Raw genomic sequence first — 22530 nt, forward strand, 5'->3', positions numbered from 1 at the left:
CACAGGCGCTTCTGTGTGTGCGGGGTGATGGTTCTGTTCGTGCGAAAAGTGCGGTTGGAGCGCTCTGAACCGCGCGTTTGGCACGAACAGACAGGGGGGTCAGGCGGGGGAGCGTTGCACGAAGGTCGGCTCGGGCCAGCCGGCGGCGGGCTCGCGGGCGTCGGTCGCGAGCAGCGCGGCCTGCCAGTCGTCGAGGCGGCGGCCGCGCTGGGAACCGCCGAGGCGGCGGGTGCCCTCGAAGCGGAAGCCGGCACGACGGGCGACGGATGCGGAGGCCGCGTTTCCGGTGAAGGCGTGCCACACGACACGCTGCAGGCCGAGCGCTGCGGGCTCGAAGGCGAAGTCGATCACGAGAGAGACGGCCTGACTCATCAGTCCGAGGCCGCGGGCGTCGGGCGCAAGCCAGAAGCCGAGCTCCGCCTCGCCGTCGCCGATGCCGTCGAGCCCGATCATGCCCACGAGCGTGCCCCGCGCTTCGCGCCGGATAGCCCAGGTGCAGCCTGTGCCCTGAGCCCATCCCCGGGTCACCATGCCCATGACGAACGACTCTGCGTCTGCTCGCGTGTACGGTTCGGGCACCGTCGTCCAGGTCGAGATCGCCTCCTCCCGGCACAGCTCGGCGATCCGGTCGATGTCGCGTTCACCGGGGATCGACAATACGACGCTCGAACCCGTCAGCACGACGGGTTCGAGCGGCGCCGCGGTGCTCATCGAGCGGTTCGCAGCAGACCGATGCGGTCGTAGACCTTGCCGAGCGTTGCCTCGGCGATCTGGCTGGCGCGGTCGGCGTTGCGGGCGAGGATGCGGTCGAGCTCCGCCGGGTCGGCGAGCAGCTCGAGCGCGCGCTCGCGAACGGGGGAGAAGGTCTCGACGACGACCTCGGCCAGCCCCTTCTTGAAGTCGCCGTAGCCCTTGCCGTCGAACTCCAGCTCGATGGACTCCACGGTGCGGCCGGTGAGGGCCGAATAGATCGAGAGCAGGTTGGAGATGCCGGGCTTGCCCTCGCGGTCGTACGAGACCACGCCGTCGGTGTCGGTGACGGCGCGCATGATCTTCTTCGCGCTGGCCGACGGCTCGTCGAGCAGGTTGATGAGACCGGCGGCCGAGTCTGCTGACTTCGACATCTTCGCGGTGGGGTTCTGCAGGTCGTAGATGCGGGCGGCGTCTTTCAGAATCATCGCCTGCGGCACCACGAACGTGTCGCCGAACCGGCTGTTGAACCGCTGGGCCAGGTCGCGGGTGAGCTCGACGTGCTGGCGCTGGTCGTCGCCGACCGGCACGACGTTCGCGTCGTAGAGCAGGATGTCGGCCGCCATCAGCACGGGGTAGGTGAACAGGCCGACCGAGGTAGCCTCCGCGCCCTGCTTGGCGGACTTGTCTTTGAACTGGGTCATCCGCGCGGCCTCGCCATACCCGGTGATCGTGCTCAGCACCCAAGCGAGTTCGGCGTGAGCGGGTACGTGCGACTGCACGTACAGGGTCGACACCGATGGGTCGATGCCGGCGGCGATGTACTGCGCGGCGGTGCGGCGCGTCTTTTCGCGCAGCTCGGCCGGGTCTTGCGGAACGGTGATGGCGTGCAGGTCGACCACCGAGAAGAAGGCGTCGTGGTTCGACTGGAGGTCTTTCCACTGCAGCAAGGCGCCGATGTAGTTGCCCAGGTGCAGGGAGTCAGCCGATGGTTGCATGCCCGAGTACAGGCGGGGGAGCTGAGTCATGAGTTTTCTGCCTTAGAAAAGAGAAAGAAGAAGAGAAGGAGGGGGTCAGATGGCGTAGTCGACGACCACAGGCGTGTGGTCGGACCATCGCTCGTCGTAGGCCGCTGCGCGATCGACCGAGTAGCTCTTGGCCGTCGCCGCGAGGGCCGGAGTGGCCAGCTGGTAGTCGATGCGCCAGCCGCTGTCGTTGTCGAACGCCTTGCCCCGCCACGACCACCACGTGTACGGCCCGTCGACCTCGCCGGCGAACTTGCGGCCGACATCCACCCAGCCGAGGCCGGCGCCGGCGTTGTAGTTCGCGTCACTCTCGGCGCCGACGATCCGGTCGAAGTATTCGCGCTCCGCCGGCAGGAAGCCCGCGCGCTTGACGTTGCCCTTCCAGTTGCGGATGTCGAGAGTGCGGTGGCCCACGTTCAGGTCGCCGAGCACCACGGCGTATTCGCTGTGTTTCTGCAACTCAGGGAGGCGGGACTCCATCGCGTCGAGAAACTTGTACTTCTCGACCTGCTTGGGGGTGTCGGCCTCGCCCGAGTGCACGTAGGTGCTGACCACCGTGATCACGGTGCCGTTCACCTCGTAGTCGGCCTCGAGCCAGCGCCCCGCGCTGTCGAAGTCGTCGGGGCCGAGCACGACGCGGTGGATCGATGCGCGATGCCGGCTCGCGATCGCGACCCCGGCACGACCTTTGGCCGTGGCCGGGTCGTGCAGGATGTCCCAGTCGCCGCCGAGGAGCTGCTGGATGTCTTCGGTGGAGGCGCGAACCTCCTGGATCGCGAGGATGTCCACATCCCGCTGATCGAGCCAGGTTCCCATGCCCTTGCGGAAAGCGGCGCGGATGCCGTTCGTGTTGATCGTGGCGATACGCAGGGGCTTTGCAGGCATGGCAACAAGCCTACCGGGGACGACCGACGCCGCCCTCGTCGAGGATGTCGTTGAGCTGGTTCTGAGCCCGTTCGACAGCGTGTTGCGCGCGCAGCCGCCCCAGCCAGCGCGCTTTCGCCAGCGCCGCGTGGGCATCCGCGAGCTCGGCTCTGGCGACGACCACCCTCGCATTGTGCTCGGCGGCGGCCTGTTCGGCGGCGACCTGCTCGGGCGTGACCATCCGTGGGGAGAGACCGCGGTCGAACATCCCGACCGCGATCCACGATGCCGAGAGCAGGATCACTCGTGACACCAGGTTGAACCAGAGCAGCAGACCGATGAAGACGGTGAACGTCGCAAGCAGCGGGTTCTTCGACGTCCCGCCGAGCAGCAGACCGCCGAGGGCGCTCAGCCCGGCCAGAGCCGCGCTCCCGAGCAGTGCCCCGAAGAAGAGGTTGCGCCAGGGGATGGCCACCCGCGCGAGCACGCGGAACATCGCCCCGAGCGTGAAGATGTTGAGGATCACCGACACGAGCAATCCGGACGAGCGTGCGACGAGGTTCGTCCAGAACGAGTCGCTGCTCAACCCGACCAGCTGGAGCACGAGGGTGAGCGCCTGGGTGCTGAGGATGGTGAGCAGAGCCGAGACGACGAGCACGATTCCGAAGGCGAGCGCCAGGCCGAGGTCGCGGATCTTCTGCAGCACGTAGTTCGTGGTGTCGCGGCTCAGGCCGAACACCGCGCGCACGGCCTGCCGGGTGTAGTACAGCCAGCCGATGGCCGTCCAGAGCAGGCCGATCGCGGCGATGATGCCGGCCCAGCCGAACGAGCTGGCCGACTCCAGCTCGGTCGAGTCGATCACGCCCGGGGTGCTGGCCGTCGAGATCAGTCCGGGCACCAGGCGATTGATGAGGGTGACGAGCGCTTTGTAGATGTCGGGGTTGCTGGCGAGCCAGATGCCGGCGACCGAGAAGCCCAGCCAGATGGCGGCGAAGATCGCGAAGATCGACTGGAAGCCCATCCCGGCCGCACGGAGGTTGCCGTCGCTGTGCGAGAAGTTGATGTACACCCGGTACGGGCGGAGGTTCTTCACCCACTTGGCCCACAGGGTCACCCGGGCGACGGGCCTCTCCAGTCGCTCACGGATGGGCTCGGCGGCGTCGATGAAACGTTCCCGCAGAGACTCGTCGGGCTCCACCGTGCCCTCGGCGCGCTGCACCGCAGGATCGGGCTGCGCCGACGGCGCCTCCTTCTGCTTCCTCCGGGCCACGCGCTCAGCCTAGCGAGCGAGGAGCGTGGCGGGAGGCGCCCCGTAGAATCGCCGGCGACCCCATCCGCGACACCGAGAGCGAGCGACCGTGATCACCATCCACCTCCGATACGAGATCGACCCCGACAAGCTGGCGGAGTTCACCGAGTACGGACAGCGCTGGATCCGCCTGGTCGACCGGCTCGGCGGAACCCACCACGGCTACTTCCTGCCGAGCGAGGGCGACAGCGACGAGGCGTTCGCGCTGTTCACCTTCCCGTCACTCGCCGAGTACGAGCAATACCGAGCGGCGGCCGCGGTGGACCCGGAGTGCATCGAGGCGTTCCAGTTCGCGCGGGAGACGCGCTGCATCCGTCGCTACGAGCGCCGCTTCCTCACCCCGCTGTTCGAGTAGCGGGCGCCTTCTACCTTTTTCCCCGCATGATCGCCTGCTTGACCTCGGCGATCGCCTGAGTCACCTGGATGCCACGGGGGCACGCGTCGGTGCAGTTGAAGGTGGTGCGGCAGCGCCACACGCCCTCTTTGTCGTTGAGGATGTCGAGACGCACCTGCGAGTTGTCGTCGCGGGAGTCGAAGATGAAGCGGTGCGCGTTGACGATCGCCGCCGGGCCGAAGTACTGGCCGTCGGTCCAGAACACCGGGCACGACGAGGTGCACGCGGCGCAGAGGATGCACTTGGTGGTGTCGTCGAAGCGAGCGCGGTCGGCGACCGACTGGATGCGCTCCTTGTCCTTCGGCGGGGTCGAGTTGGCGACGAGGAACGGCTGAACCTCGCGGTAGGAGGCGAAGAACGGCTCCATGTCGACGATCAGGTCTTTCTCGAGCGGCAGACCCTTGATGGCCTCGACGTAGATCGGCTTCGAGATGTCGAGGTCTTTGATGAGGGTCTTGCAGGCCAGGCGGTTGCGGCCGTTGATGCGCATCGCATCCGAGCCGCAGATGCCGTGCGCGCAGGAGCGGCGGAACGTGAGCGACCCGTCCTGCTCCCACTTGATCTTGTGCAGGGCGTCGAGGATGCGGTCGGTCGGGAACATCTCGACGTCGAAGTCCTGCCAGCGCGGCTCGGTGTCCACATCCGGGTCGAAGCGGCGGATGATCAGGGTGACGGTGAACGACTGGATGGGCGCCTCGGGTGCGGGCGGGGTCTCGAGTACGGCGTTCGACATCAGTACTTCCTCTCCATCGGCTCGTAGCGGGTCATGACGACAGGCTTCCAGTCGAGACGAATGTGGTCGGCCGCGTCGGACGAGTGCGGGTCGCCCGACAGGTAGGCCATGGTGTGCTTCATGTAGTTCTCGTCGTCGCGCTTCGGGAAGTCGTCGCGCATGTGGCCGCCGCGGCTTTCCTTGCGGTTGCGCGCGGAGAAGACGACGACCTCGGCGAGGTCGAGCAGGAACCCGAGCTCGACGGCCTCGAGCAGGTCGGTGTTGAACCGCTTGCCCTTGTCTTGCACGACGATGTTCTTGTAGCGCTCGCGCAGGCCGTGGATGGTCTCGGTGACCTTGGCGAGGGACTCGTCAGTGCGGAACACCTGAGCGTTCTTGTCCATCTCGTCCTGCAGTTCTTTGCGGATGGCCGCGATGCGCTCCGTGCCGGTTCCCGACCGCAGGTCGCCGATCAGGCCGCGCACGAAGGCTGCGGGGTCTTCGGGCAGCGGAACGGCCGTGGCCGACTTGATGTATTCGACCGCGTTGTTGCCGGCGCGCTTGCCGAACACGTTGATGTCGAGCAGCGAGTTGGTGCCGAGGCGGTTGGAGCCGTGCACGGAGACGCAGGCACACTCGCCGGCGGCGTAGAGGCCCGGAACGACGGTGGTGTTGTCGCGCAGTACCTCGGCGTTGTTGTTGGTGGGGATGCCGCCCATCGCGTAGTGCGCGGTCGGCATGACCGGCACGGGCTCGACCACGGGGTCGACGCCCAGATAGGTGCGGGCGAACTCGGTGATGTCGGGGAGCTTGGTCTCCAGCACCTCGGCGCCCAGGTGGGTGCAGTCGAGCAGCACGTAGTCCTTGTGCGGCCCGGCGCCGCGGCCCTCGGCCACCTCCTGCACCATGCAGCGGGCGACGATGTCGCGCGGCGCGAGGTCTTTGATGGTGGGCGCGTAGCGCTCCATGAACCGCTCACCGCTGGCGTTGCGGAGGATGGCGCCCTCACCGCGGGCGCCCTCGGTCAGCAGGATGCCCAGCCCGGCCAGACCGGTCGGATGGAACTGGAAGAACTCCATGTCTTCCAGTGGCAGCTTCTTGCGCCAGATGATGCCGACGCCGTCGCCGGTGAGGGTGTGGGCGTTGGAGGTGGTCTTGAAGATCTTGCCGAAGCCGCCGGTGGCGAAGATGATCGCCTTCGAGTGGAAGACGTGCAGCTCTCCGGTGGCGAGCTCATAGGCCACGACGCCCGCGGGCTGGTCGACGCCGTCGACCTCGTTCATGATCACGTCGAGCACGTAGAACTCGTTGAAGAAGTTGATGCCGAGCCTGACGCAGTTCTGGAACAGCGTCTGCAGGATCATGTGGCCGGTGCGGTCGGCCGCGTAGCAGGCACGGCGCACGGGAGCCTTGCCGTGGTCGCGGGTGTGGCCGCCGAAGCGCCGCTGATCGATCTTCCCCTCGGGGGTGCGGTTGAAGGGGAGGCCCATGTTCTCGAGGTCGATGACCGCGTCGATCGCCTCTTTCGCGAGGATCTCCGCAGCATCCTGGTCGACCAGGTAGTCGCCACCTTTGACCGTGTCGAAGGTGTGCCACTCCCAGTTGTCCTCCTCCACGTTGGCGAGGGCAGCGGCCATGCCGCCCTGCGCCGCGCCCGTGTGGGATCGCGTGGGGTAGAGCTTCGAGATCACCGCGGTCTTGGCGTGGGGGCCGGCCTCGATCGCCGCCCGCATCCCGGCGCCGCCGGCGCCGACGATGACGATGTCGAACTCGTGGTAGTGGACGCCGTCGATGACGGTGGATTCGTTCGTATCAGTTGTCACAGCTTTTTTCCGTAGTCGTTGGCTACTTGAGAGGAGTTACTTGACCGGGCAGAACGACGGCAGAAGGTCGGCCGGTGCGCCTGCGGGGCACGGTTCGAAGGTGAAGATCACGAGCGTGCCGAGCACGACGAGCACCACTACGGCGGCGGCGATGGCCCACTTGAGGATGCGGTTGACCGTCTTGTTGTACGCGTAGTCGTTGACCAGCGTGCGCATGCCGTTGCCACCGTGGATGAGCGCCAGCCACAGCATCAGCAGGTCCCAGACTTGCCAGAACGGCGTGGCGTACTTGCCGCCGATGAACGCGAAGTCGATCTGCTTGACGCCGTCGCCCATGACGAGGTTCACGAACAGGTGACCGAAGATGAGGATGATCAGCACGATGCCCGAGAGGCGCATGTAGATCCAGCCCCATTTCTCCCAGTTCACGCCTTTGCGGCGAACGGGGCGGGCCGGGCTGCGCGGAGTGTCGATGGTGGTCATGATCAGCCGGCCTCCCCGAAGATGTGGACGAGTTGCACGGGCACGAAGCCGGCCATCAGAACCACCCAGAGCACGATGACGATGTAGAACATCGCCTTCTGGTACTTGACGCCCTTGCTCCAGAAGTCGATGAGGATGATGCGGATGCCGTTGAACGCGTGGAAGATGATGGCGCCGACGAGGGCGATCTCACCCAGCCCCATGATCGGGTTCTTGTAGGTGCCGATCACCGCGTTGTACGCCTCGGGGCTCACCCGCACGAGCGAGGTGTCGAGAACGTGCACGAGAAGGAAGAAGAAGATGGCGACGCCGGTGATGCGGTGAAGCACCCACGACCACATTCCCTCTCGGCCCCGGTACAGTGTTCCGCCCGGCCTGTTCTTGGTCGGTTGCAGGGTTCCTGCCGCTTGGTCTGGCACGAACAACCCTCCCTGGTTGTGATCGCAAAAGAACGCGCGAGAGCGCACAGCCAGTGTATGCCGCGGCGGTCGGATGCGCTGGTTAGGCACCCCTAACTGTCTCGATGTCGAGACAAATCTTGCGCGTCCGTGGGAGGGGCGTACCGTCCCGGTCATGACCCAGAACGAACCGATCATGGACGGAAGCGACGAGGCCGGCCAGGGCGAGAAGGTGCAGGGTCTCGTCGATCAGCTCGCGGCCGACCTGCAGTTGCGCCCGCAGGAGGATGCCGAGAAGCTGCTGCGCCAGCGCCTCGCTGACGCGGACATCCAGCTCGACGACGAGCAGATCTCGCGCATCGTGCAGAGCGTGCACCAAGGGCCGTCGCAGGTGGACTGACCACGAACGGGCGGCTCGGCGCACCTAGAGCGCGGGCGGCCTAGAGCACGTCGGTCGAGCCGGTGAGCTTCAGCGCGTCCACCACCGCTTTCACGCGCTGGGCGTTCTCACTCGTGGTCACCAGCAGCGCATCCGGGGTGTCGACGACCACGATGTCTTTGACCCCGATGAGGCTGATCACGCGGCCGGACTGGCTCACGACGATGCCGCTGGAGGCATCCGAGAGCACGCGGGCGTTCTCGCCGAGGATGGCCAGATCCGACTTGCGGCCACCGGAGTTCAGCTTCGCGAGCGAGGCGAAGTCGCCCACGTCGTCCCAGTCGAAGTAGCCAGGGATGACCGCGAGCTTGCCCTGCGCCGCGGCTGGTTCCGCGACGGCGTAGTCGATGGCGATCTTCTTGAGATCGGGCCAGATGCGGTCGACGGCGGGGCCGCGCTTCGCGGGGTCGTCCCACGCTTCGGCGAGTTCGAGCAGGCCGGCGAGCAGTTCGGGCTCCGAGCGACCGATCTCCTCGAGCAGCCGATCGGCGCGCGAGATGAACATGCTGGCGTTCCAGAGGTAGTTTCCGCTCTCCACGTACGACTCCGCCGTGGCGAGGTCGGGCTTCTCCACGAACTCGGTCACCGACAGGGCGCTCGGAGCGCCGGCGATGTCCAGCGTTCCGGCGGAGCGGATGTAGCCGAACCCGATCGCGGGCTCGGTGGGGCGGATGCCGATGGTGGTGATGAAGCCGGCGTCGGCGGCGGCGACCGCTTCCCGCACGGCCGAGCCGAAGAGTCTCTGGTTCTTGATGACGTGGTCGGCGGCGAACGAGCCGATGATCACTCCGGGCTCACGCCGTTCGAGGATGGCGGCGGCCAGCCCGATCGCGGCCGTCGAGTCGCGGGGCTCCGATTCGAGCACGACGTTCGGGTCGGTCAGCGACGGCAGTTGGGTCTCGACGGCGGCGCGGTGGGCGCGCCCGGTGACGACCATGATCCGCTGTTCGCCCGAGAGGGGCACGAGGCGATCCCACGTGTCGCGCAGCAGCGTCTGGCCCGAGCCGGTCAGGTCGTGCAGAAACTTCGGAGCGTCGGCCCTCGACAGCGGCCACAGCCGGGAGCCGATGCCACCGGCGGGGATGACGCTGTAGAAGCGGTCGATCGGGTTCTGTTGACGAGCCATGTCGAAAGGATACCGAGACGGCCTGGTCACCCGGTGTTCACGACGCGGTCATGCGACGTCCGTAGCGTGACGCACATGCGGATCGCGGTCATCAGCGAGAGCTTCCTCCCCACCGTCAACGGGGTCACGACGAGCGTCTGCCGGGTGCTCGACCATCTGGCCGCCACCGGGCACGAGGCGATCGTGATCTGCCCCGACGCCAGTGCGCCCACCGAGTACGCCGGCTTCCCCGTGCACCAAATGCCGTCGATCGCCTACCGGCAGTTCCCGGTGGGGCTGCCGAGCCCGCAGGTGCAGCGCATCCTGACCCGGTTCGCTCCCGACGTGCTGCACGCGGCCTCGCCGTTTCTGCTGGGAGCGCAGGGGATAGCGGCGGCCAACCGGCTGGGTGTGCCCTCCGTCGCGATCTACCAGACCGACGTCGCCGGGTTCGCCCGGCGCAACGGGCTCGGGATGACGTCGGCCATCGCCTGGAAGTACGTGCGCTGGGTGCACGACGGGGCAGACCTCACGCTCGTCCCGTCGTCGGCGTCCGAATACGACCTCCGCTCGGCGGGCGTGCACCGGCTCGAACGGTGGGGACGCGGCGTCGACCTCGAGCGGTACCACCCCAACAACCGTCGCGGCCGGCGAGCGCGGGACCTGCGCGAGCAACTCTCGCCCGACGGCGAACTCGTGGTGGGCTACGTCGGCCGCATCGCGCCGGAGAAGCAGGTCGAGCGGCTGCGCTCGCTGAAGGGCATGAGGGATGTGCACCTCGCGATCGTGGGCGATGGACCTGCGCGGTCGGCGGTCGCCGCAGCGCTGAGGGGGGTTCCCACCACCTGGCTCGGCCGGCTCGGCGGCGACGACCTCGCGGCCGCGTACGCCGCGTTCGACCTGTTCGTGCACACCGGGTCGGAGGAGACCTTCGGTCAGACCGTGCAGGAGGCGCACGCGTCGGGCATCCCCGTCGTCGCTCCGCGGGCGGGAGGTCCGATCGACCTGGTCGACCACGGCACCGACGGACTGCTCTATCCGAGCGGCGACGACGGCGCCCTGCGCGCGGCGGTCGGGATGCTCGTGGCCGACACCCCGCTGCGACTACGGATGGGCGAGGCCGGCCGTCGAGCGGTGCTCGGCCGGTCGTGGGACGTCGTGTGCGACCAACTGCTCAGGCACTACGAAACCGTCATCCTCGACCGTGTCGAAGCGGTTCAGCGGTTCGACATCGAGCGCGCGTACAGTTGAGGCGCCCTTCGCGAAGGGACGAGACAACACACGCACACCACCGGAGGTGACCCATGGCCCCCAACAGCAACCGTCGCGGCATCCAGATGCCCTTCGTCGCCAGAACCCGCCGGGTGGACCCTCCCTCATCGCCGGTCACCGAACAGACGACCCCGCGCGACCAGCGGCCGAGCATGGTCGACAGCGCCATCTACTCGCAGGGGCGGCGGGTGGCGTCTCCGCGCTCGCTGTCCGAGACGTACCGCGCTCTCGACGCGACACCGGACGGCGTCGCGTGGATCGGCCTCTACCGGCCGAGCGCCCAGGAGCTCATGTCGCTCGCCGACGAGTTCGGGCTGCACCAGCTGGCCATCGAGGATGCGATCGTCGCCCACCAGCGACCGAAGCTCGAGCGATACGACGGCGTTCTCTTCGTCGTGCTCAAAGCGGCCAACTACCTCGACGTTCCCGAGGAGGTCGACTTCGGCGAGCTGCACCTCTTCGTCGGGCCGAACTTCGTCATCACGGTGCGCCACAGCGAGTCGCCCGACCTCTCGCACGTGCGGCAGCGGATGGAGCGGGAGCCGGAGCTGCTCGCCCTGGGCACCCAGGCCATCCTCTACGCCATCATCGACGCGGTGGTGGATGCGTACAGTCCGGTCGTCGCCGGCCTCGCCAACGACATCGACGAGATCGAGACGCAGGTGTTCGGCGGTGACGCACTGGTCTCCCGGCGCATCTACGAGCTGTCCCGCGAGGTCATCGAGTTCCAGCGCGCGACGCATCCGCTCACCTCGGTCATGATCGCTCTGGAGCACGGGTCGGAGAAGTACGGCGTCACGCAGGAACTGCAGAGGGCACTGCGCGACGTCTCCGACCACCTCATCCAGGTGAACGAGCGTGTCGACGGATTCCGGCAGCTGTTGCGCGACATCCTCACGGTGAACTCGACGCTCGTCTCCGAGCGCCGCAACGAGGAGATGGCGAGGCTCGCGCACTCCACGCACGAGCAGGGGGAGCAGGTCAAGAAGATCTCGTCGTGGGCTGCGATCCTCTTCGCGCCGTCGCTCGTCGCGGGCATCTACGGGATGAACTTCACCCATATGCCCGAGCTGGAGTGGACGTTCGGCTATCCGCTCGCGGTGCTCGCGATGCTCGGTCTGAGCAGCGTGCTCTACGTCGTGTTCCGCAAGCGGGGCTGGCTCTAGAGGAGACGGTGTCCCCCGGGTGAGTGACACCTGCTCAAATGAGCAGGTGTCATTCACCGGCGCATTTGTAACGCTTACATGAAGAAGCCGGATTTCGGACAAGGCCGTTCGACACATTCGGTAACGTGAAACGCATAACGGCCTCACCCGTAGGCCATCTTCTTGGAGGACACCACCTTGACAACCACAGCACGTAAGGCCGGCCTGCTCGGTCTCGCGGCGATCGGCGTAATGTCGCTGCTCGCCGCCTGCTCGGCGGCCCCATCGGACTCCTCGTCCAGCGGCGGCGCGAAGAGCGACTTCCTGCCCTGCATGGTCTCCGACTCCGGCGGATTCGACGACCACTCGTTCAACGAACTCGGGTTCAACGGTCTCACGCAGGCGTCCGACAAGCTCGGCGTGAAGTACAAGAAAGCAGAGTCGAAGAGTGAGAACGACTTCGCTCCGAACATCCAGAGCATGGTCGACGCCAACTGCAACCTCGTCGTGACCGTCGGCTTCCTGCTCGCCGATGCCACGAAGAAGGCTGCGACCGCGAACCCCGACATCGACTTCGCCATCATCGACGACAGCTCGATCCAGGCGAAGAACGTCAAGCCGATCATCTTCGACACCGCCCAGGCCGCGTTCCTCGCGGGCTACGCGTCGGCCAGCTACTCGAAGACCGGCATCGTCGGCACCTTCGGTGGCATGCAGATCCCGACCGTCACCATCTTCATGGATGGCTTCGCCGATGGAGTCAAGTACTTCAACGAGCAGAAGAGCAAGTCGGTCAAGGTCGTCGGCTGGGACGTCGACGCTCAGAACGGCGCCTTCACCGGCGGCTTCGACGCCAACGAGACCGCGAAGAACACCGCTCAGGGCCTCATCGACCAGAACGCCGACGTCATCATGCCCGTCGGTGGACCGATCTACCAGAGCGCCGCACAGGCGATCAAGGACTCGGGCAAGCCGATCGCGATGATCGGCGTCGACGCCGACGTCTACCTCTCCGACCCGAGCGTCAAGGATCTGCTCCTGACCTCGGTCATGAAGGGCATGAAGCCCGCCACCAACGACGTCGTCACCGACGCCGCGAACGGCAAGTTCTCCAACACCCCCTACGTGGGAACGCTGAAGAACGACGGCGTCGGCCTGGCCCCGTTCCACGACTTCGAGTCGAAGGTCGACTCGGGTCTGCAGGGCGAGCTCGACAAGATCAAGGCCGGCATCATCGACGGGTCCATCAAGGTCACGTCGCCGTCGTCGCCCAAGTAGTCGCACCACCGCAGCACCACAGCCGGGGAGGTCAGCAGCGCTGGCCTCCCCGGTCTTTTGGCCCGTGCTCGACGCAGTTGTCCCGACGCTCAATTGAGCACACACTGACATATGTGCAAAAGGTTAGGGTGTAGACGCGCACTGCGGCCCACCTCCCGTCCCGCGCGCTTTCGCTCCACCCGGGCGAGTAGAGAAGGAACCCCACCCGAATGAAGCTCGAACTTCGCGGCATCACCAAACGGTTCGGTGCCCTGGTCGCCAACGACCACATCGACCTCACGGTCGAGCCAGGCGAGGTCCACTGTCTCCTCGGAGAGAACGGCGCCGGCAAGTCCACACTCATGAACGTGCTCTACGGCCTGTATCGGGCCGAGGAGGGCGAGATCCTGCTCGACGACGTCGTCCAGCGCTTCGCCGGACCCGGCGACGCCATGAAGGCTGGCATCGGCATGGTGCACCAGCATTTCATGCTGATCCCCGTGTTCACCGTGGCCGAGAACGTCATGCTCGGTCACGAGCAGACGAAGTTCGGCGGGCGCCTCGACCTCGCTGCGGCGCGCAAGCGAGTGCGTGAGATCTCGGCCCGTTTCGGATTCGATGTCGACCCGGATGCGCTCGTCGAAGACCTACCGGTCGGCGTCCAGCAGCGGGTCGAGATCATCAAGGCCCTGTCGCAGAACGCGAAGGTGCTCGTGTTCGACGAGCCGACCGCGGTGCTCACGCCGCAGGAGACCGACGAACTGATGGGCATCATGCGCCAGCTCAAAGAGCAGGGCACAGCCATCGTCTTCATCACGCACAAGCTGCGCGAGGTGCGCGAAGTCGCCGACAAGATCACCGTGATCCGTCTCGGCAAGGTCGTCGGCGAGGTGGCACCCACGGCGTCGAACACGGAGATGGCATCGATGATGGTCGGTCGCGCGGTCTCTCTCACCGTTGAGAAGACCCCCGCCGACCCTGGCGCTCCGGCGCTCGTGGTGCGCGACCTGTCCGTCATCGACCCGATCGGTCAGCTCGTGGTCAACCGCGTGAGCTTCGACGTCAAGGCGGGCGAGATCCTCGCCATCGCCGGGGTGCAGGGCAACGGCCAGACCGAGCTCACGGAGGCGATTCTCGGCCTGCAGCCGCGGGTCGAGGGCGAGATCGAGCTCGACGGAAAGAGCATTCAGGGGCACAGCGTGCGCAGAGTGCTCGACTCGGGCGTGGGTTTCGTTCCCGAAGACCGCAACGAAGACGGCCTCGTCGGCGAGTTCACGATCGCGGAGAACCTCATGCTCGACCGCTCGAGTGGAGCACCCTTCGTGAAGGGGGCGAACCTCCAGCTCGGCTATCTCAACGAGTTCGCCGAGGAGAAGGTGCGGGAGTTCGACGTGCGCACCCAGGGGATCGACACGAAAGTCGGTCGTCTTTCGGGAGGAAACGCCCAGAAGGTCGTTCTTGCCCGCGAACTGAGCCGGGAACTCCGGCTCTTCGTCGCCGCCCAGCCCACCCGCGGACTCGACGTCGGCTCGATCGAGTTCGTGCACAAGCGCATCGTCGAGACCCGGGATTCGGGCATCCCGGTGATCGTCGTGTCGACCGAACTCGACGAGGTCGCCGCCCTCGCAGACAGGATCGCGGTGATGTACCGCGGAGGAATCGTAGGAATCGTGCCGGGTAACACGTCGCGCGACGTGCTCGGCCTCATGATGGCCGGCGAGCTGCCGGCAGATGCAGGAGTCGCAGCATGACCGGGACCGAGACGGCCCCAGGGCTCGCTCAGCAGAAGACGCCCGGCGAGGAGCCTTCACGCTGGAGCAAGGCCGCCCGCGAGATCATGGGCGGGAGCGTCGTGATCTCGATCCTCGCTGTCGTCATCGCACTCGTCGTCGGCGCGATTCTGATCGCGATCACCGACCCGGAGGTTCAGAAGGCCGCGGGCTACTTCTTCGCGCGACCCGGTGACACGGTCGTGGCCGTCTGGAACTCCGTCTCCAGCGCATACACGTCGATGTTCCAGGGCGCGATCTACAACTTCCGTCGCCCCACGTTCGAAGCCGGCATCCGGCCACTCACTGAGACCCTCACCTTTGCGACGCCGCTGATCGTCAGCGGTCTCGGCGTTGCGCTCGCATTCCGTGTCGGCCTGTTCAACATCGGTGGCCAGGGACAGATCCTCATCGCAGCGGCCTGCGCCGCCTGGGTGGGCTTCTCGTTCAACCTGCCGCCGGTCGTGCACCTCGTGGTCGCGGTCGCCGCCGGCATCGCCGGTGGCGCGGTCTGGGCAGGTATCGTCGGCCTGCTCAAAGCGAGAACGGGCGCCCATGAGGTGATCGTGACGATCATGCTCAACTACATCGCCTTCTACCTGATCTCGTTCATGCTGCGCACACAGGGTCTGCTGCAGGCTCCGGGGTCGAACAACCCCAAGGCGCCCCCGATCAAAGACACCGCGATCTTCCCGCCTCTCTTCGGGCCGCAGTACAACCTCACCTGGGCGCTGATCGTCGTCATCGGCGCGACGGTGTTCGTGTGGTGGCTGATCAACCGCTCCAACCTCGGCTTCCGGTTCCGCGCCGTCGGTGAGAACCCGAACGCGGCTCGCGTCGCCGGCATCAACGTCAAGAACATGTACCTCTACGCGATGCTCATCGCCGGTGGCCTGATCGGCATCGCCGGTGCGAGCCAGGCGCTCGGCGTCTTCCCGGCCGGCATCAGCTCGGGCGTGGACGCCGGCATCGGCTTCGACGCGATCACCGTCGCCCTGCTCGGGCGTTCGCGCCCGTGGGGCGTGTTCGTGGCCGGCCTGTTGTTCGGCGCGCTGAAGGCCGGTGGCTACACGATCCAGGCGGCCAACGACATCCCGATCGACATCGTGCTCGTCGTGCAGTCCCTCATCGTGCTGTTCGTCGCCGCGCCGCCGCTCGTGCGCGCGATCTTCCATCTGCCGACGCCGGGGCAGTCGCCTCGGAGACCGCGTCCCATCGTCACGAAGGAGGTGGCGGCGAAATGAGCACCGCGACACCCGTCATCCCCGATTCGTCCCCCATCGTGCTCGAGAAGGCAACGATCCGCAGCTGGAAGGCCCCGATCGCGTTCGGCGCCTTCGTCGTTCTCAGCCTGATCCTCTTCTTCGGATTCTCCCGCCACGGTGCGAGCACGTTCCGCTTCAGCGACAAGAGCGACAAGATCGTGCTCCCGAACCTGGTGGTCGACACCTTCAGCACCACGATCATCGTGACGATCCTGCTCGCCATCATCGCGGCCGGCAGCTTCTACCTGTCGTCGCAGGCCCGCAAGACGCCGATCTGGGCGGTCATCCTCTTCGCCCTGATCTTCATGTTCGGCTTCCTCGCGTGGGCCGGCTCCGGCGAGCTACCGGTTCCCGTCACCGGCCTGCTGCTCGGAACGGTCAGCCTGTCCGTGCCGCTGGTGTTCGGCGCGCTCGGCGGCGTGATCTCCGAGCGCGGCGGCGTCGTCAACGTGGCGATCGAAGGCCAGCTCCTGGCCGGTGCATTCGTCTCGGCCATGGTCGCGACGCTGACCGGAAGCTGGGTCGTCGGCCTCTTCGCGGCGGTCGTCGCCGGTGTGCTCGTCTCGTTCGTGCTCGCGGCCTTCGCGATCAAGTATCTCGTCGACCAGGTGATCGTCGGTGTCGTGCTCAACGTGCTCGTCACCGGTCTCACGAGCTTCCTGTACTCGAAGGTGCTCGCGGCCGACCCGACAGTGCTGAACCACCCGCCCCGCCTGCCCGAGTGGCCCATCCCGGTGCTCAGCGACATCCCGATCATCGGCCCGGTGCTGTTCCACCAGACGATCATCGAATACCTGATGTACATCGCCGTGTTCGCCGTGTGGTACGGACTGTTCCACACCCGGTGGGGTCTGCGCCTGCGGTCGGTGGGCGAGCATCCCGAGGCCGCCGACACGGTCGGCATCAAGGTGAACAGCACCCGGTTCTGGAACGTCTCCCTCGCGGGCGCCGTGGCCGGTCTCGGTGGCGCGTACTTCACGCTCGGGTCGGTGGGAGCCTTCTCGAAGGAGATGACGGCGGGTCAGGGCTTCATCGCCCTCGCCGCTGTGATCTTCGGACGGTGGGACCCCATCCGGGCCACCCTCGCGGCACTGCTGTTCGGCTTCGCGTCGAACCTGCAGAACGTGCTCGGCATCATCGGGTCTCCCGTGCCGAGCGAGTTCATGCTCATGCTGCCCTACGTCGTCACGATCTTCGCGGTCGCCGGCCTGGTCGGGCTCTCCCGGGCGCCCGCGGCCGACGGTAAGCCGTACATCAAGTCATGAGCGCCCTGACACCCGAAGCGCCTGCTGCCATCGACTGGGATGCGCTGCGAGCGGCAGCGGCCGAGGCGATGACCCACGCCTACGCGCCGTACTCCAACTTCCCGGTGGGCGTGGCGGCGCTGGTCGACGACGGCAGGGTGATCACCGGCTGCAACGTGGAGAACGCCAGCTACGGCGTGACTCTCTGCGCGGAGTGCGGCCTGGTCTCCGCCCTGCACCTGACCGGCGGTGGCCACCTCGTGGCCTTCACCTGCGTCGACGGGCACGGCAACATCCTGATGCCCTGCGGGCGCTGCCGACAGCTGCTCTACGAGCACTCGGCCGAGGGGATGCTGCTGGAGACCGTTTCCGGCATCCGCACGATCGACGAGGTGCTGCCGGATGCGTTCGGCCCGCGCACCCTCGCCGCCTACGCCGACGAGAAGTAAGGAACCACCCGTGACCACCACCCCTGGCGCTGTCGAGGCGTTCGACGCCGTCGACCTCATCCATGCCAAGCGCGACCGCGGCGAGCTCTCGACGGCCGAGATCGACTGGCTGATCGACGCGTACACGCGAGGCTACGTCGGCGACGAGCAGATGGCCGCGATGACGATGGCCATCTTCATCAACGGCATGACCCGCCGCGAGATCAAAGACCTCACGATGGCGATGATCGCGTCGGGGGAGCGGATGAGCTTCGCCGGCCTCGGCAAGCCGACCACCGACAAGCACTCCACCGGCGGCGTCGGCGACAAGATCACCCTGCCGCTGATGCCCCTGGTCGCGACGTTCGGCGTCGCCGTGCCGCAGCTCTCCGGCCGTGGGCTCGGCCACACGGGCGGAACGCTCGACAAGCTGGAGAGCATCCCCGGCTGGCGCGCCAACCTCACCAACGAGCAGATGTTCGACCAGCTGCGGGACGTTGGCGGCGTGATCTGCGCGGCAGGCTCGGGGCTCGCGCCCGCCGACGGCAAGCTCTATGCGCTGCGCGACATCACGGGGACGGTCGAGGCCATCCCGCTGATCGCATCCTCGATCATGAGCAAGAAGATCGCCGAGGGGACGGGCGCGCTCGTGCTCGACGTGAAGTTCGGGTCCGGCGCGTTTCTGAAAGACATCGAGAAGTCCCGCGAGCTCGCGCGCACGATGGTCGCCCTCGGCAAAGACGCGGGCGTCGCGACGTCTGCGCTGCTCACCAACATGAACGTGCCGCTCGGTCTCGCCATCGGCAACGCCAACGAGGTGCGCGAATCGGTCGAGGTGCTCGCCGGTGGCGGGCCCGCGGATGTCGTGGAGCTGACCGTCGAGCTCGCCCGCGAGATGCTCGCGCTGGCCGGCAAGACCGACGTTGACGTCGAGGCGGCGCTCGCCGACGGCCGGGCCATGGACAAGTGGCGCGAGGTCATCAAGGCGCAGGGCGGCGACCCGGACGCGGCGCTTCCGGTCGCCAAGGAGACCCATACCGTCGTCGCTGAGCGCGACGGTGTGCTCGTCGAGCAGCAGGCGCTCCCGTTCGGCATCGGAGCCTGGCGTCTCGGCGCCGGCCGTGCCCGCAAGCAGGACCCGGTGCAGCACGCCGCCGGCATCGACCTTCACGCCAAGCCCGGCGACACCGTGCGCGCAGGCCAGCCGCTCTTCACCCTCTCGGCCGACGAGCCCGCGCGCTTCGAGCGCGCTCTCGAAGCCGTCGCCGGCGCTTACCGCATCGGCGACCCGGGCGAGCCGGTGCTCACCGGCGGCCCGCTCATCGCCGACCGCATCTCCTGACCATCCCGGCCGCCTCGCCGGCACGCGCGACCTGCGGGCGCGACAAGTAGATTGAAGACCATGACCGACGAGAACGAGAACTACACGCTGAGCGACGGAACCGACATCGCCGCGCTGCCCAAGGTGTCGCTGCACGACCACCTCGACGGCGGGCTCCGACCCGCGACGATCATCGAGCTCGCCCGAGAGATCGGGCTCGATCTGCCGGCCAACGATGCGACCGGGCTCGGCGCCTGGTTCGCCGAGAAGTCCAACTCGGGGTCACTCGTCGAGTACCTGAAGACGTTCGACATCACGACGGCGGTCATGCAGACCGAGGCGGGTCTGTCGCGCGTCGCGCGGGAGTTCGTGCAAGATCTGGGCTCCGACGGCGTCGTCTACGGCGAGATCCGCTGGGCGCCGGAACAGCACCTCGGCGCGGGGCTCAGTCTCGACGAGACCGTCGAAGCCGTTCAGGCCGGTATCGAGCAGGGCATCGAGGATGTGCGCAGCACGGGCCGCCCCATCCGCGTCGGCCAGCTCGTCACGGCCATGCGTCACGCCGACCGCGGTCTCGAGATCGCGGAGCTCGCCGTGCGCCACCGCGACAACGGGGTCGTCGGCTTCGACATCGCCGGCGCCGAGGCGGGCTTCCCGGCCGGCAACCACCGCGCGGCCTTCGACTACCTCGCCTCCCAGTTCTTCCCGACCACGGTGCACGCGGGGGAGGCGGACGGGCTGGACAGCATCCGGGGCGCCCTCATCGACGGGCGCGCGCTCCGCCTCGGCCACGGCGTGCGTCTGGCCGAAGACATCGTGATCGAGCGACAGGACGACGAGAACACGTACGTGACCCTCGGGCTCCTCGCCCAGTGGGTCAAAGACCGGGAGATCGCACTCGAGACCAGCCCGAGCTCCAACCTGCAGACCGGCGCCATCGCGGCGTGGGGCGACGACATCCTCGACCACCCGTTCGATCTGCTCTACCAGCTCGGCTTCCGCGTGACAGTGAACACCGACAACCGCCTCATGAGCGGCACGACCCTCACGCGCGAGCTGTCTATCCTCGCCGACGCGTTCCAGTACGACACAACCGACCTCGAGGTGTTCCAGCTGAACGCGGCGGGCTCGGCTTTCCTGCCCCTCGAAGAACGCGAAGAGCTGGCCGACATCATCACAGCGGGTTTCGAGGGTTCGTGACCCGGCGACCTATACGCTGAGGATATGCAACTCCCACCGCTCCCGGATTCGGCCATCACCGTCGGCGCGCACGCGTCCGACTGGCGTGAGGCCGTGGAGCTGGCGGGAGCGGCACTCGCGCGCTCGGGTGCGACGGAAGACACGTACGGCGCGCGCATGATCCAGGTCATCGACGAGTTCGGCGCCTACATCGTGATCGCGCCGGGGCTTGCCCTCGCGCACGCCCGGCCGGGGCCCGACGTGATCCATGACGGGCTCTCGGTGGTCACCCTCGACGAGCCCGTGGTCTTCGGGCACCCGCACAACGACCCGGTCGGTGTGGTCATCGGCCTCGCGGTCGCCACACCGGATGCGCACGTGACGTCGGTGGCTCAGCTCGCCAACATCTTCAACGATCCGGGTGCCATCCCGGCCCTCGCCGCGGCCTCCGATGTCGCCGAGGTGCAGCGCATCATGGCCGCCAGCGAAGAAGGAGCGGCACGATGAAGATCGTCGCGATCTGCGGGGCGGGCGTCGGCACGTCGGGCATCCTCAAGGTGAACGCCGAGCGCGTGCTCAAGCGGCTCGACATCGACGCGGATGTGACGGCCTCCGACCTCGCCAACGTCGCCTCGGCGTCGTCGAACGCGCAGGTCATCCTCACGTCTCCCGAACTGGTGAGCGCCATTCCTCCCACCAACGCAGACGTGGTCGTGGTCGACAACTACTTCGACCTCGACGAGATCGAGCGCAAGCTCGACGAAGCGCTGGGCTGACCCGCAGGCCGGTCAGGCGGACTCGGGCTGCGCGATCAGAGCGTCGACGAGACCGGGAAAGCGGGCGTCGAGTTCGGCGCGGCGCAGCTGGATGGCGTGAGTGCGGCCGTTCACGATCGTCAGGGTGACCCCCGCCTCGCGGAGGGCCTTGAAGTGGTGCGACAGCGTGGACTTCTGAACGTCGAATCCCCATTCGGCGCCGCTCTTTGGGTGCGGCCCGCCGTCGGCGAGCACGCGCACGATCTGCAGCCGGATCGGATCGGCCACCGCCCGGAGGAGGTCGACCAGCTGCACCTCAGACATCTCCGGTGCTGGATACTCGGCCGACATGTGCCTCCTCTGTGGTGCGCGGACCGATCGGCAAATAGTTTGACACTCATCGAACTATTGCGTACATTGATCGTATGACTTCCGTCGAACGATCATATCGCACCCCCACGGTGAAACTGGTGGTGCTCGCCCTCGCCATGTTCGTCGTCGGCACCAACGCCTTCGTCATCGCGGGCCTGCTGCCGGCCATCGCGGGCGACCTGGGGGCCACTCCCACCCAGGTCAGCTACTCGATCACCTCATACTCGCTCGTCGTCGCGGTGGCCGCACCGCTCGTGTCCGTGCTGCTGCCGCGGGTTCCCCGCGCGGTGCTCATGGCCGCGGGGCTGCTCGTGTTCGCGATCGGCGGGGCGCTCGCGGTCTCGGCGACCTCGCTCCCACTGTTCCTGATCGGGCGCACGCTCTCGGGTGTGGGAGGCGCGGCCCTCGTTCCGACGGCGACAGCGGCCGCCGCATCCCTGGCACGCCCCGAACAGCGCGGTCGCGCCCTCGCCATCGTCGGGGCCGGGTTCACGCTCGCTACGGCCGTCGGCTCGCCGTTCGGCACGGCGCTCGGGGATGCGGCGGGCTGGCGGCTGCCGCTCGGCCTGCTCGTGGTGATCGCGGTGGTGCTCACTGTCGCGATCCCGCTACTGGTGCGGGGCGTGCCGATCGCGCCGGCGGTGACCCTGAGGCAGCGACTCGCGCCGCTGCTGGACGGGCGGGTGCTCGCGCCGCTCGGCACGACGCTGCTCATGATCGCGGGGTTCAACATCGTGTACATCTTCAGCGCATCCGTCACCAACGCCTCCACGGGCGGATCGGGCGCGCTGCTGGCGACGTTGCTGCTCGCCTACGGCGTCGCCGGTGTGGCGGGCAACATCGTGGCGGGGCCGCTGACCGACCGATTCGGAAGCCGCAAGACGGCGATCGTCGCCCTGGCGGGGCAGATCGTCGCCCTCGCGGTGCTGCCGTTCGTCGAGTCGTCGTTCGCGGCTTCGGTCGTGGTGTTCGCGCTCTGGGGCGTGGCCGCCTTCGCCATCGCGATCCCGGTGCAGCACCGGCTTGTGACCGTCGATCCGGCGTCGTCGGCCCTGGCGCTCTCGTGGTATTCGACGGCGATGTACGTCGGCATCGCGATCGCGCCGCCGATCGGCTCGGCCGCGCTCGCGCTCGGCGGGCCGGAGGCGGTGCCCGCGGTGGGGGCGATCGTCACAGCCCTCGCGCTGGCGCTCTTCCTCGCGGGCTACGCCCGTCGGCGCGCATCCCGCCCGGCCCAGATCGCATGACTGTGGCCGGTGCGGTCGAGTGTGGCAGGTATAC

At 67.4% G+C, this 22530-nt stretch carries 24 protein-coding genes; 14 read left to right on the forward strand and 10 right to left on the reverse strand.

Annotation, left to right across the window (positions count from 1 at the left end):
• Positions 1 to 99 precede the first annotated feature (99 nt).
• From ACFVWR_RS17105 to ACFVWR_RS17120, 4 genes are read right to left on the reverse strand one after another with little or no spacing between them, the layout of a single operon-like run.
• The gene (locus tag ACFVWR_RS17105) at positions 100 to 711 is read right to left on the reverse strand and encodes a GNAT family N-acetyltransferase (protein WP_387214879.1); all 612 of its coding nucleotides are present in this window, start codon (positions 709 to 711) and stop codon (positions 100 to 102) included.
• Complete coding sequence (gene trpS / locus ACFVWR_RS17110) at positions 708 to 1718, reverse strand: tryptophan--tRNA ligase (protein WP_387214882.1); 1011 nt, start codon at positions 1716 to 1718, stop codon at positions 708 to 710. The genes ACFVWR_RS17105 and trpS overlap by 4 nt, the downstream gene beginning before the upstream one ends.
• A 45-nt stretch (positions 1719 to 1763) precedes the next feature.
• Positions 1764 to 2600 carry an exodeoxyribonuclease III gene (locus tag ACFVWR_RS17115; protein ID WP_387214885.1) on the reverse strand — a complete coding sequence of 279 codons (837 nt, stop codon included), beginning with the start codon at positions 2598 to 2600 and terminating at the stop codon, positions 1764 to 1766.
• Positions 2601 to 2610: 10 nt separating this feature from the next.
• Positions 2611 to 3849: a YihY/virulence factor BrkB family protein gene (locus ACFVWR_RS17120; protein WP_387214888.1), complete on the reverse strand. Its 1239-nt coding sequence runs from the start codon at positions 3847 to 3849 to the stop codon at positions 2611 to 2613.
• 88 nt (positions 3850 to 3937) lie between these two features.
• Here ACFVWR_RS17120 and ACFVWR_RS17125 point away from each other — a divergent pair, with 88 nt between their 5' ends.
• Positions 3938 to 4243 carry an NIPSNAP family protein gene (locus ACFVWR_RS17125; RefSeq protein WP_387214891.1) on the forward strand — a complete coding sequence of 102 codons (306 nt, stop codon included), beginning with the start codon at positions 3938 to 3940 and terminating at the stop codon, positions 4241 to 4243.
• Between the two features lie 10 nt (positions 4244 to 4253).
• On the opposite strand, the gene ACFVWR_RS17130 is transcribed toward ACFVWR_RS17125, so the two are convergent.
• Genes ACFVWR_RS17130 through sdhC form a run of 4 tightly spaced genes read right to left on the reverse strand, consistent with a single transcriptional unit; the run spans position 4254 to position 7641 of the window.
• Complete coding sequence (locus ACFVWR_RS17130; protein ID WP_387214894.1) at positions 4254 to 5015, reverse strand: succinate dehydrogenase iron-sulfur subunit; 762 nt, start codon at positions 5013 to 5015, stop codon at positions 4254 to 4256.
• Positions 5015 to 6817, reverse strand: a complete 1803-nt coding sequence (gene sdhA / locus ACFVWR_RS17135; protein ID WP_387214896.1) for a succinate dehydrogenase flavoprotein subunit — start codon at positions 6815 to 6817, stop codon at positions 5015 to 5017. Before sdhA ends, ACFVWR_RS17130 begins: the two co-directional genes overlap by 1 nt.
• Before the next feature lie 36 nt (positions 6818 to 6853).
• A complete protein-coding gene (locus ACFVWR_RS17140; RefSeq protein ID WP_387214899.1) occupies positions 6854 to 7300 on the reverse strand; it encodes a succinate dehydrogenase hydrophobic membrane anchor subunit in 447 nt (148 codons plus the stop codon).
• 2 nt (positions 7301 to 7302) lie between these two features.
• Positions 7303 to 7641 carry a succinate dehydrogenase, cytochrome b556 subunit gene (gene sdhC / locus ACFVWR_RS17145; protein WP_387214947.1) on the reverse strand — a complete coding sequence of 113 codons (339 nt, stop codon included), beginning with the start codon at positions 7639 to 7641 and terminating at the stop codon, positions 7303 to 7305.
• Between the two features lie 232 nt (positions 7642 to 7873).
• Between sdhC and ACFVWR_RS17150 the strand changes: the two genes are divergently transcribed.
• The gene (locus ACFVWR_RS17150) at positions 7874 to 8098 is read left to right on the forward strand and encodes a hypothetical protein (protein ID WP_387214901.1); all 225 of its coding nucleotides are present in this window, start codon (positions 7874 to 7876) and stop codon (positions 8096 to 8098) included.
• A gap of 40 nt (positions 8099 to 8138) precedes the next feature.
• Here ACFVWR_RS17150 and ACFVWR_RS17155 read toward each other — a convergent pair whose 3' ends face one another.
• The gene (locus ACFVWR_RS17155) at positions 8139 to 9263 is read right to left on the reverse strand and encodes a mannose-1-phosphate guanylyltransferase (RefSeq protein WP_387214904.1); all 1125 of its coding nucleotides are present in this window, start codon (positions 9261 to 9263) and stop codon (positions 8139 to 8141) included.
• 75 nt (positions 9264 to 9338) lie between these two features.
• Between ACFVWR_RS17155 and ACFVWR_RS17160 the strand changes: the two genes are divergently transcribed.
• The 11 genes from ACFVWR_RS17160 (at position 9339) to ACFVWR_RS17210 (ending at position 20898) form a co-directional block, all read left to right on the forward strand.
• A complete protein-coding gene (locus tag ACFVWR_RS17160; protein ID WP_387214907.1) occupies positions 9339 to 10493 on the forward strand; it encodes a glycosyltransferase family 4 protein in 1155 nt (384 codons plus the stop codon).
• Positions 10494 to 10546: 53 nt separating this feature from the next.
• Positions 10547 to 11680: a magnesium and cobalt transport protein CorA gene (locus tag ACFVWR_RS17165; RefSeq protein WP_387214910.1), complete on the forward strand. Its 1134-nt coding sequence runs from the start codon at positions 10547 to 10549 to the stop codon at positions 11678 to 11680.
• 177 nt (positions 11681 to 11857) lie between these two features.
• A complete protein-coding gene (locus ACFVWR_RS17170) occupies positions 11858 to 12937 on the forward strand; it encodes a BMP family protein (RefSeq protein ID WP_387214913.1) in 1080 nt (359 codons plus the stop codon).
• A gap of 209 nt (positions 12938 to 13146) precedes the next feature.
• Positions 13147 to 14667, forward strand: a complete 1521-nt coding sequence (locus tag ACFVWR_RS17175) for an ABC transporter ATP-binding protein (protein ID WP_387214916.1) — start codon at positions 13147 to 13149, stop codon at positions 14665 to 14667.
• Entirely contained in the window at positions 14664 to 15929 is a 1266-nt protein-coding gene (locus tag ACFVWR_RS17180) for an ABC transporter permease (protein WP_387214919.1), read from the forward strand. The genes ACFVWR_RS17175 and ACFVWR_RS17180 overlap by 4 nt, the downstream gene beginning before the upstream one ends.
• Complete coding sequence (locus tag ACFVWR_RS17185; protein WP_387214922.1) at positions 15926 to 17215, forward strand: ABC transporter permease; 1290 nt, start codon at positions 15926 to 15928, stop codon at positions 17213 to 17215. The genes ACFVWR_RS17180 and ACFVWR_RS17185 overlap by 4 nt, the downstream gene beginning before the upstream one ends.
• Entirely contained in the window at positions 17212 to 17643 is a 432-nt protein-coding gene (locus ACFVWR_RS17190; RefSeq protein ID WP_387214925.1) for a cytidine deaminase, read from the forward strand. Before ACFVWR_RS17185 ends, ACFVWR_RS17190 begins: the two co-directional genes overlap by 4 nt.
• A gap of 10 nt (positions 17644 to 17653) precedes the next feature.
• Positions 17654 to 18964, forward strand: coding sequence for a thymidine phosphorylase (locus ACFVWR_RS17195; protein ID WP_387214928.1), 1311 nt, complete (start codon positions 17654 to 17656; stop codon positions 18962 to 18964).
• 60 nt (positions 18965 to 19024) lie between these two features.
• Entirely contained in the window at positions 19025 to 20143 is a 1119-nt protein-coding gene (locus ACFVWR_RS17200; RefSeq protein WP_387214931.1) for an adenosine deaminase, read from the forward strand.
• Positions 20144 to 20167: 24 nt separating this feature from the next.
• Positions 20168 to 20629, forward strand: coding sequence for a PTS sugar transporter subunit IIA (locus ACFVWR_RS17205; protein ID WP_387214934.1), 462 nt, complete (start codon positions 20168 to 20170; stop codon positions 20627 to 20629).
• On the forward strand, positions 20626 to 20898 hold the full coding sequence (locus tag ACFVWR_RS17210) for a PTS sugar transporter subunit IIB (protein WP_387214938.1): 273 nt from the start codon (positions 20626 to 20628) through the stop codon (positions 20896 to 20898). The genes ACFVWR_RS17205 and ACFVWR_RS17210 overlap by 4 nt, the downstream gene beginning before the upstream one ends.
• A 12-nt stretch (positions 20899 to 20910) precedes the next feature.
• Here ACFVWR_RS17210 and ACFVWR_RS17215 read toward each other — a convergent pair whose 3' ends face one another.
• On the reverse strand, positions 20911 to 21228 hold the full coding sequence (locus ACFVWR_RS17215; RefSeq protein ID WP_387214941.1) for an ArsR/SmtB family transcription factor: 318 nt from the start codon (positions 21226 to 21228) through the stop codon (positions 20911 to 20913).
• Between the two features lie 74 nt (positions 21229 to 21302).
• On the opposite strand from ACFVWR_RS17215, the gene ACFVWR_RS17220 reads away from it, so the two are divergent.
• Positions 21303 to 22496 (forward strand): MFS transporter, encoded by a 1194-nt coding sequence (locus ACFVWR_RS17220; RefSeq protein WP_387214944.1) that lies wholly within the window; start codon positions 21303 to 21305, stop codon positions 22494 to 22496.
• The last annotated feature ends 34 nt before the right edge of the window (positions 22497 to 22530 follow it).

This window comes from Leifsonia sp. NPDC058292 (genome assembly GCF_042880955.1).
Classification (GTDB): domain Bacteria; phylum Actinomycetota; class Actinomycetes; order Actinomycetales; family Microbacteriaceae; genus Leifsonia.

What these genes read in the sequence shown, in the direction of transcription:
- ACFVWR_RS17105 (WP_387214879.1), bottom strand. Translation starts at nt 711, where the DNA reads ATGAGCACCGCGGCGCCGCTCGAACCCGTCGTGCTGACGGGTTCGAGC.
- trpS (WP_387214882.1), bottom strand. Translation starts at nt 1,718, where the DNA reads ATGACTCAGCTCCCCCGCCTGTACTCGGGCATGCAACCATCGGCTGAC.
- ACFVWR_RS17115 (WP_387214885.1), bottom strand. Translation starts at nt 2,600, where the DNA reads ATGCCTGCAAAGCCCCTGCGTATCGCCACGATCAACACGAACGGCATC.
- ACFVWR_RS17130 (WP_387214894.1), bottom strand. Translation starts at nt 5,015, where the DNA reads ATGTCGAACGCCGTACTCGAGACCCCGCCCGCACCCGAGGCGCCCATC.
- ACFVWR_RS17140 (WP_387214899.1), bottom strand. Translation starts at nt 7,300, where the DNA reads ATGACCACCATCGACACTCCGCGCAGCCCGGCCCGCCCCGTTCGCCGC.
- sdhC (WP_387214947.1), bottom strand. Translation starts at nt 7,641, where the DNA reads ATGTGGTCGTGGGTGCTTCACCGCATCACCGGCGTCGCCATCTTCTTC.
- ACFVWR_RS17150 (WP_387214901.1), top strand. Translation starts at nt 7,874, where the DNA reads ATGACCCAGAACGAACCGATCATGGACGGAAGCGACGAGGCCGGCCAG.
- ACFVWR_RS17155 (WP_387214904.1), bottom strand. Translation starts at nt 9,263, where the DNA reads ATGGCTCGTCAACAGAACCCGATCGACCGCTTCTACAGCGTCATCCCC.
- ACFVWR_RS17160 (WP_387214907.1), top strand. Translation starts at nt 9,339, where the DNA reads ATGCGGATCGCGGTCATCAGCGAGAGCTTCCTCCCCACCGTCAACGGG.
- ACFVWR_RS17165 (WP_387214910.1), top strand. Translation starts at nt 10,547, where the DNA reads ATGGCCCCCAACAGCAACCGTCGCGGCATCCAGATGCCCTTCGTCGCC.
- ACFVWR_RS17175 (WP_387214916.1), top strand. Translation starts at nt 13,147, where the DNA reads ATGAAGCTCGAACTTCGCGGCATCACCAAACGGTTCGGTGCCCTGGTC.
- ACFVWR_RS17180 (WP_387214919.1), top strand. Translation starts at nt 14,664, where the DNA reads ATGACCGGGACCGAGACGGCCCCAGGGCTCGCTCAGCAGAAGACGCCC.
- ACFVWR_RS17185 (WP_387214922.1), top strand. Translation starts at nt 15,926, where the DNA reads ATGAGCACCGCGACACCCGTCATCCCCGATTCGTCCCCCATCGTGCTC.
- ACFVWR_RS17190 (WP_387214925.1), top strand. Translation starts at nt 17,212, where the DNA reads ATGAGCGCCCTGACACCCGAAGCGCCTGCTGCCATCGACTGGGATGCG.
- ACFVWR_RS17200 (WP_387214931.1), top strand. Translation starts at nt 19,025, where the DNA reads ATGACCGACGAGAACGAGAACTACACGCTGAGCGACGGAACCGACATC.
- ACFVWR_RS17205 (WP_387214934.1), top strand. Translation starts at nt 20,168, where the DNA reads ATGCAACTCCCACCGCTCCCGGATTCGGCCATCACCGTCGGCGCGCAC.
- ACFVWR_RS17210 (WP_387214938.1), top strand. Translation starts at nt 20,626, where the DNA reads ATGAAGATCGTCGCGATCTGCGGGGCGGGCGTCGGCACGTCGGGCATC.
- ACFVWR_RS17215 (WP_387214941.1), bottom strand. Translation starts at nt 21,228, where the DNA reads ATGTCGGCCGAGTATCCAGCACCGGAGATGTCTGAGGTGCAGCTGGTC.
- ACFVWR_RS17220 (WP_387214944.1), top strand. Translation starts at nt 21,303, where the DNA reads ATGACTTCCGTCGAACGATCATATCGCACCCCCACGGTGAAACTGGTG.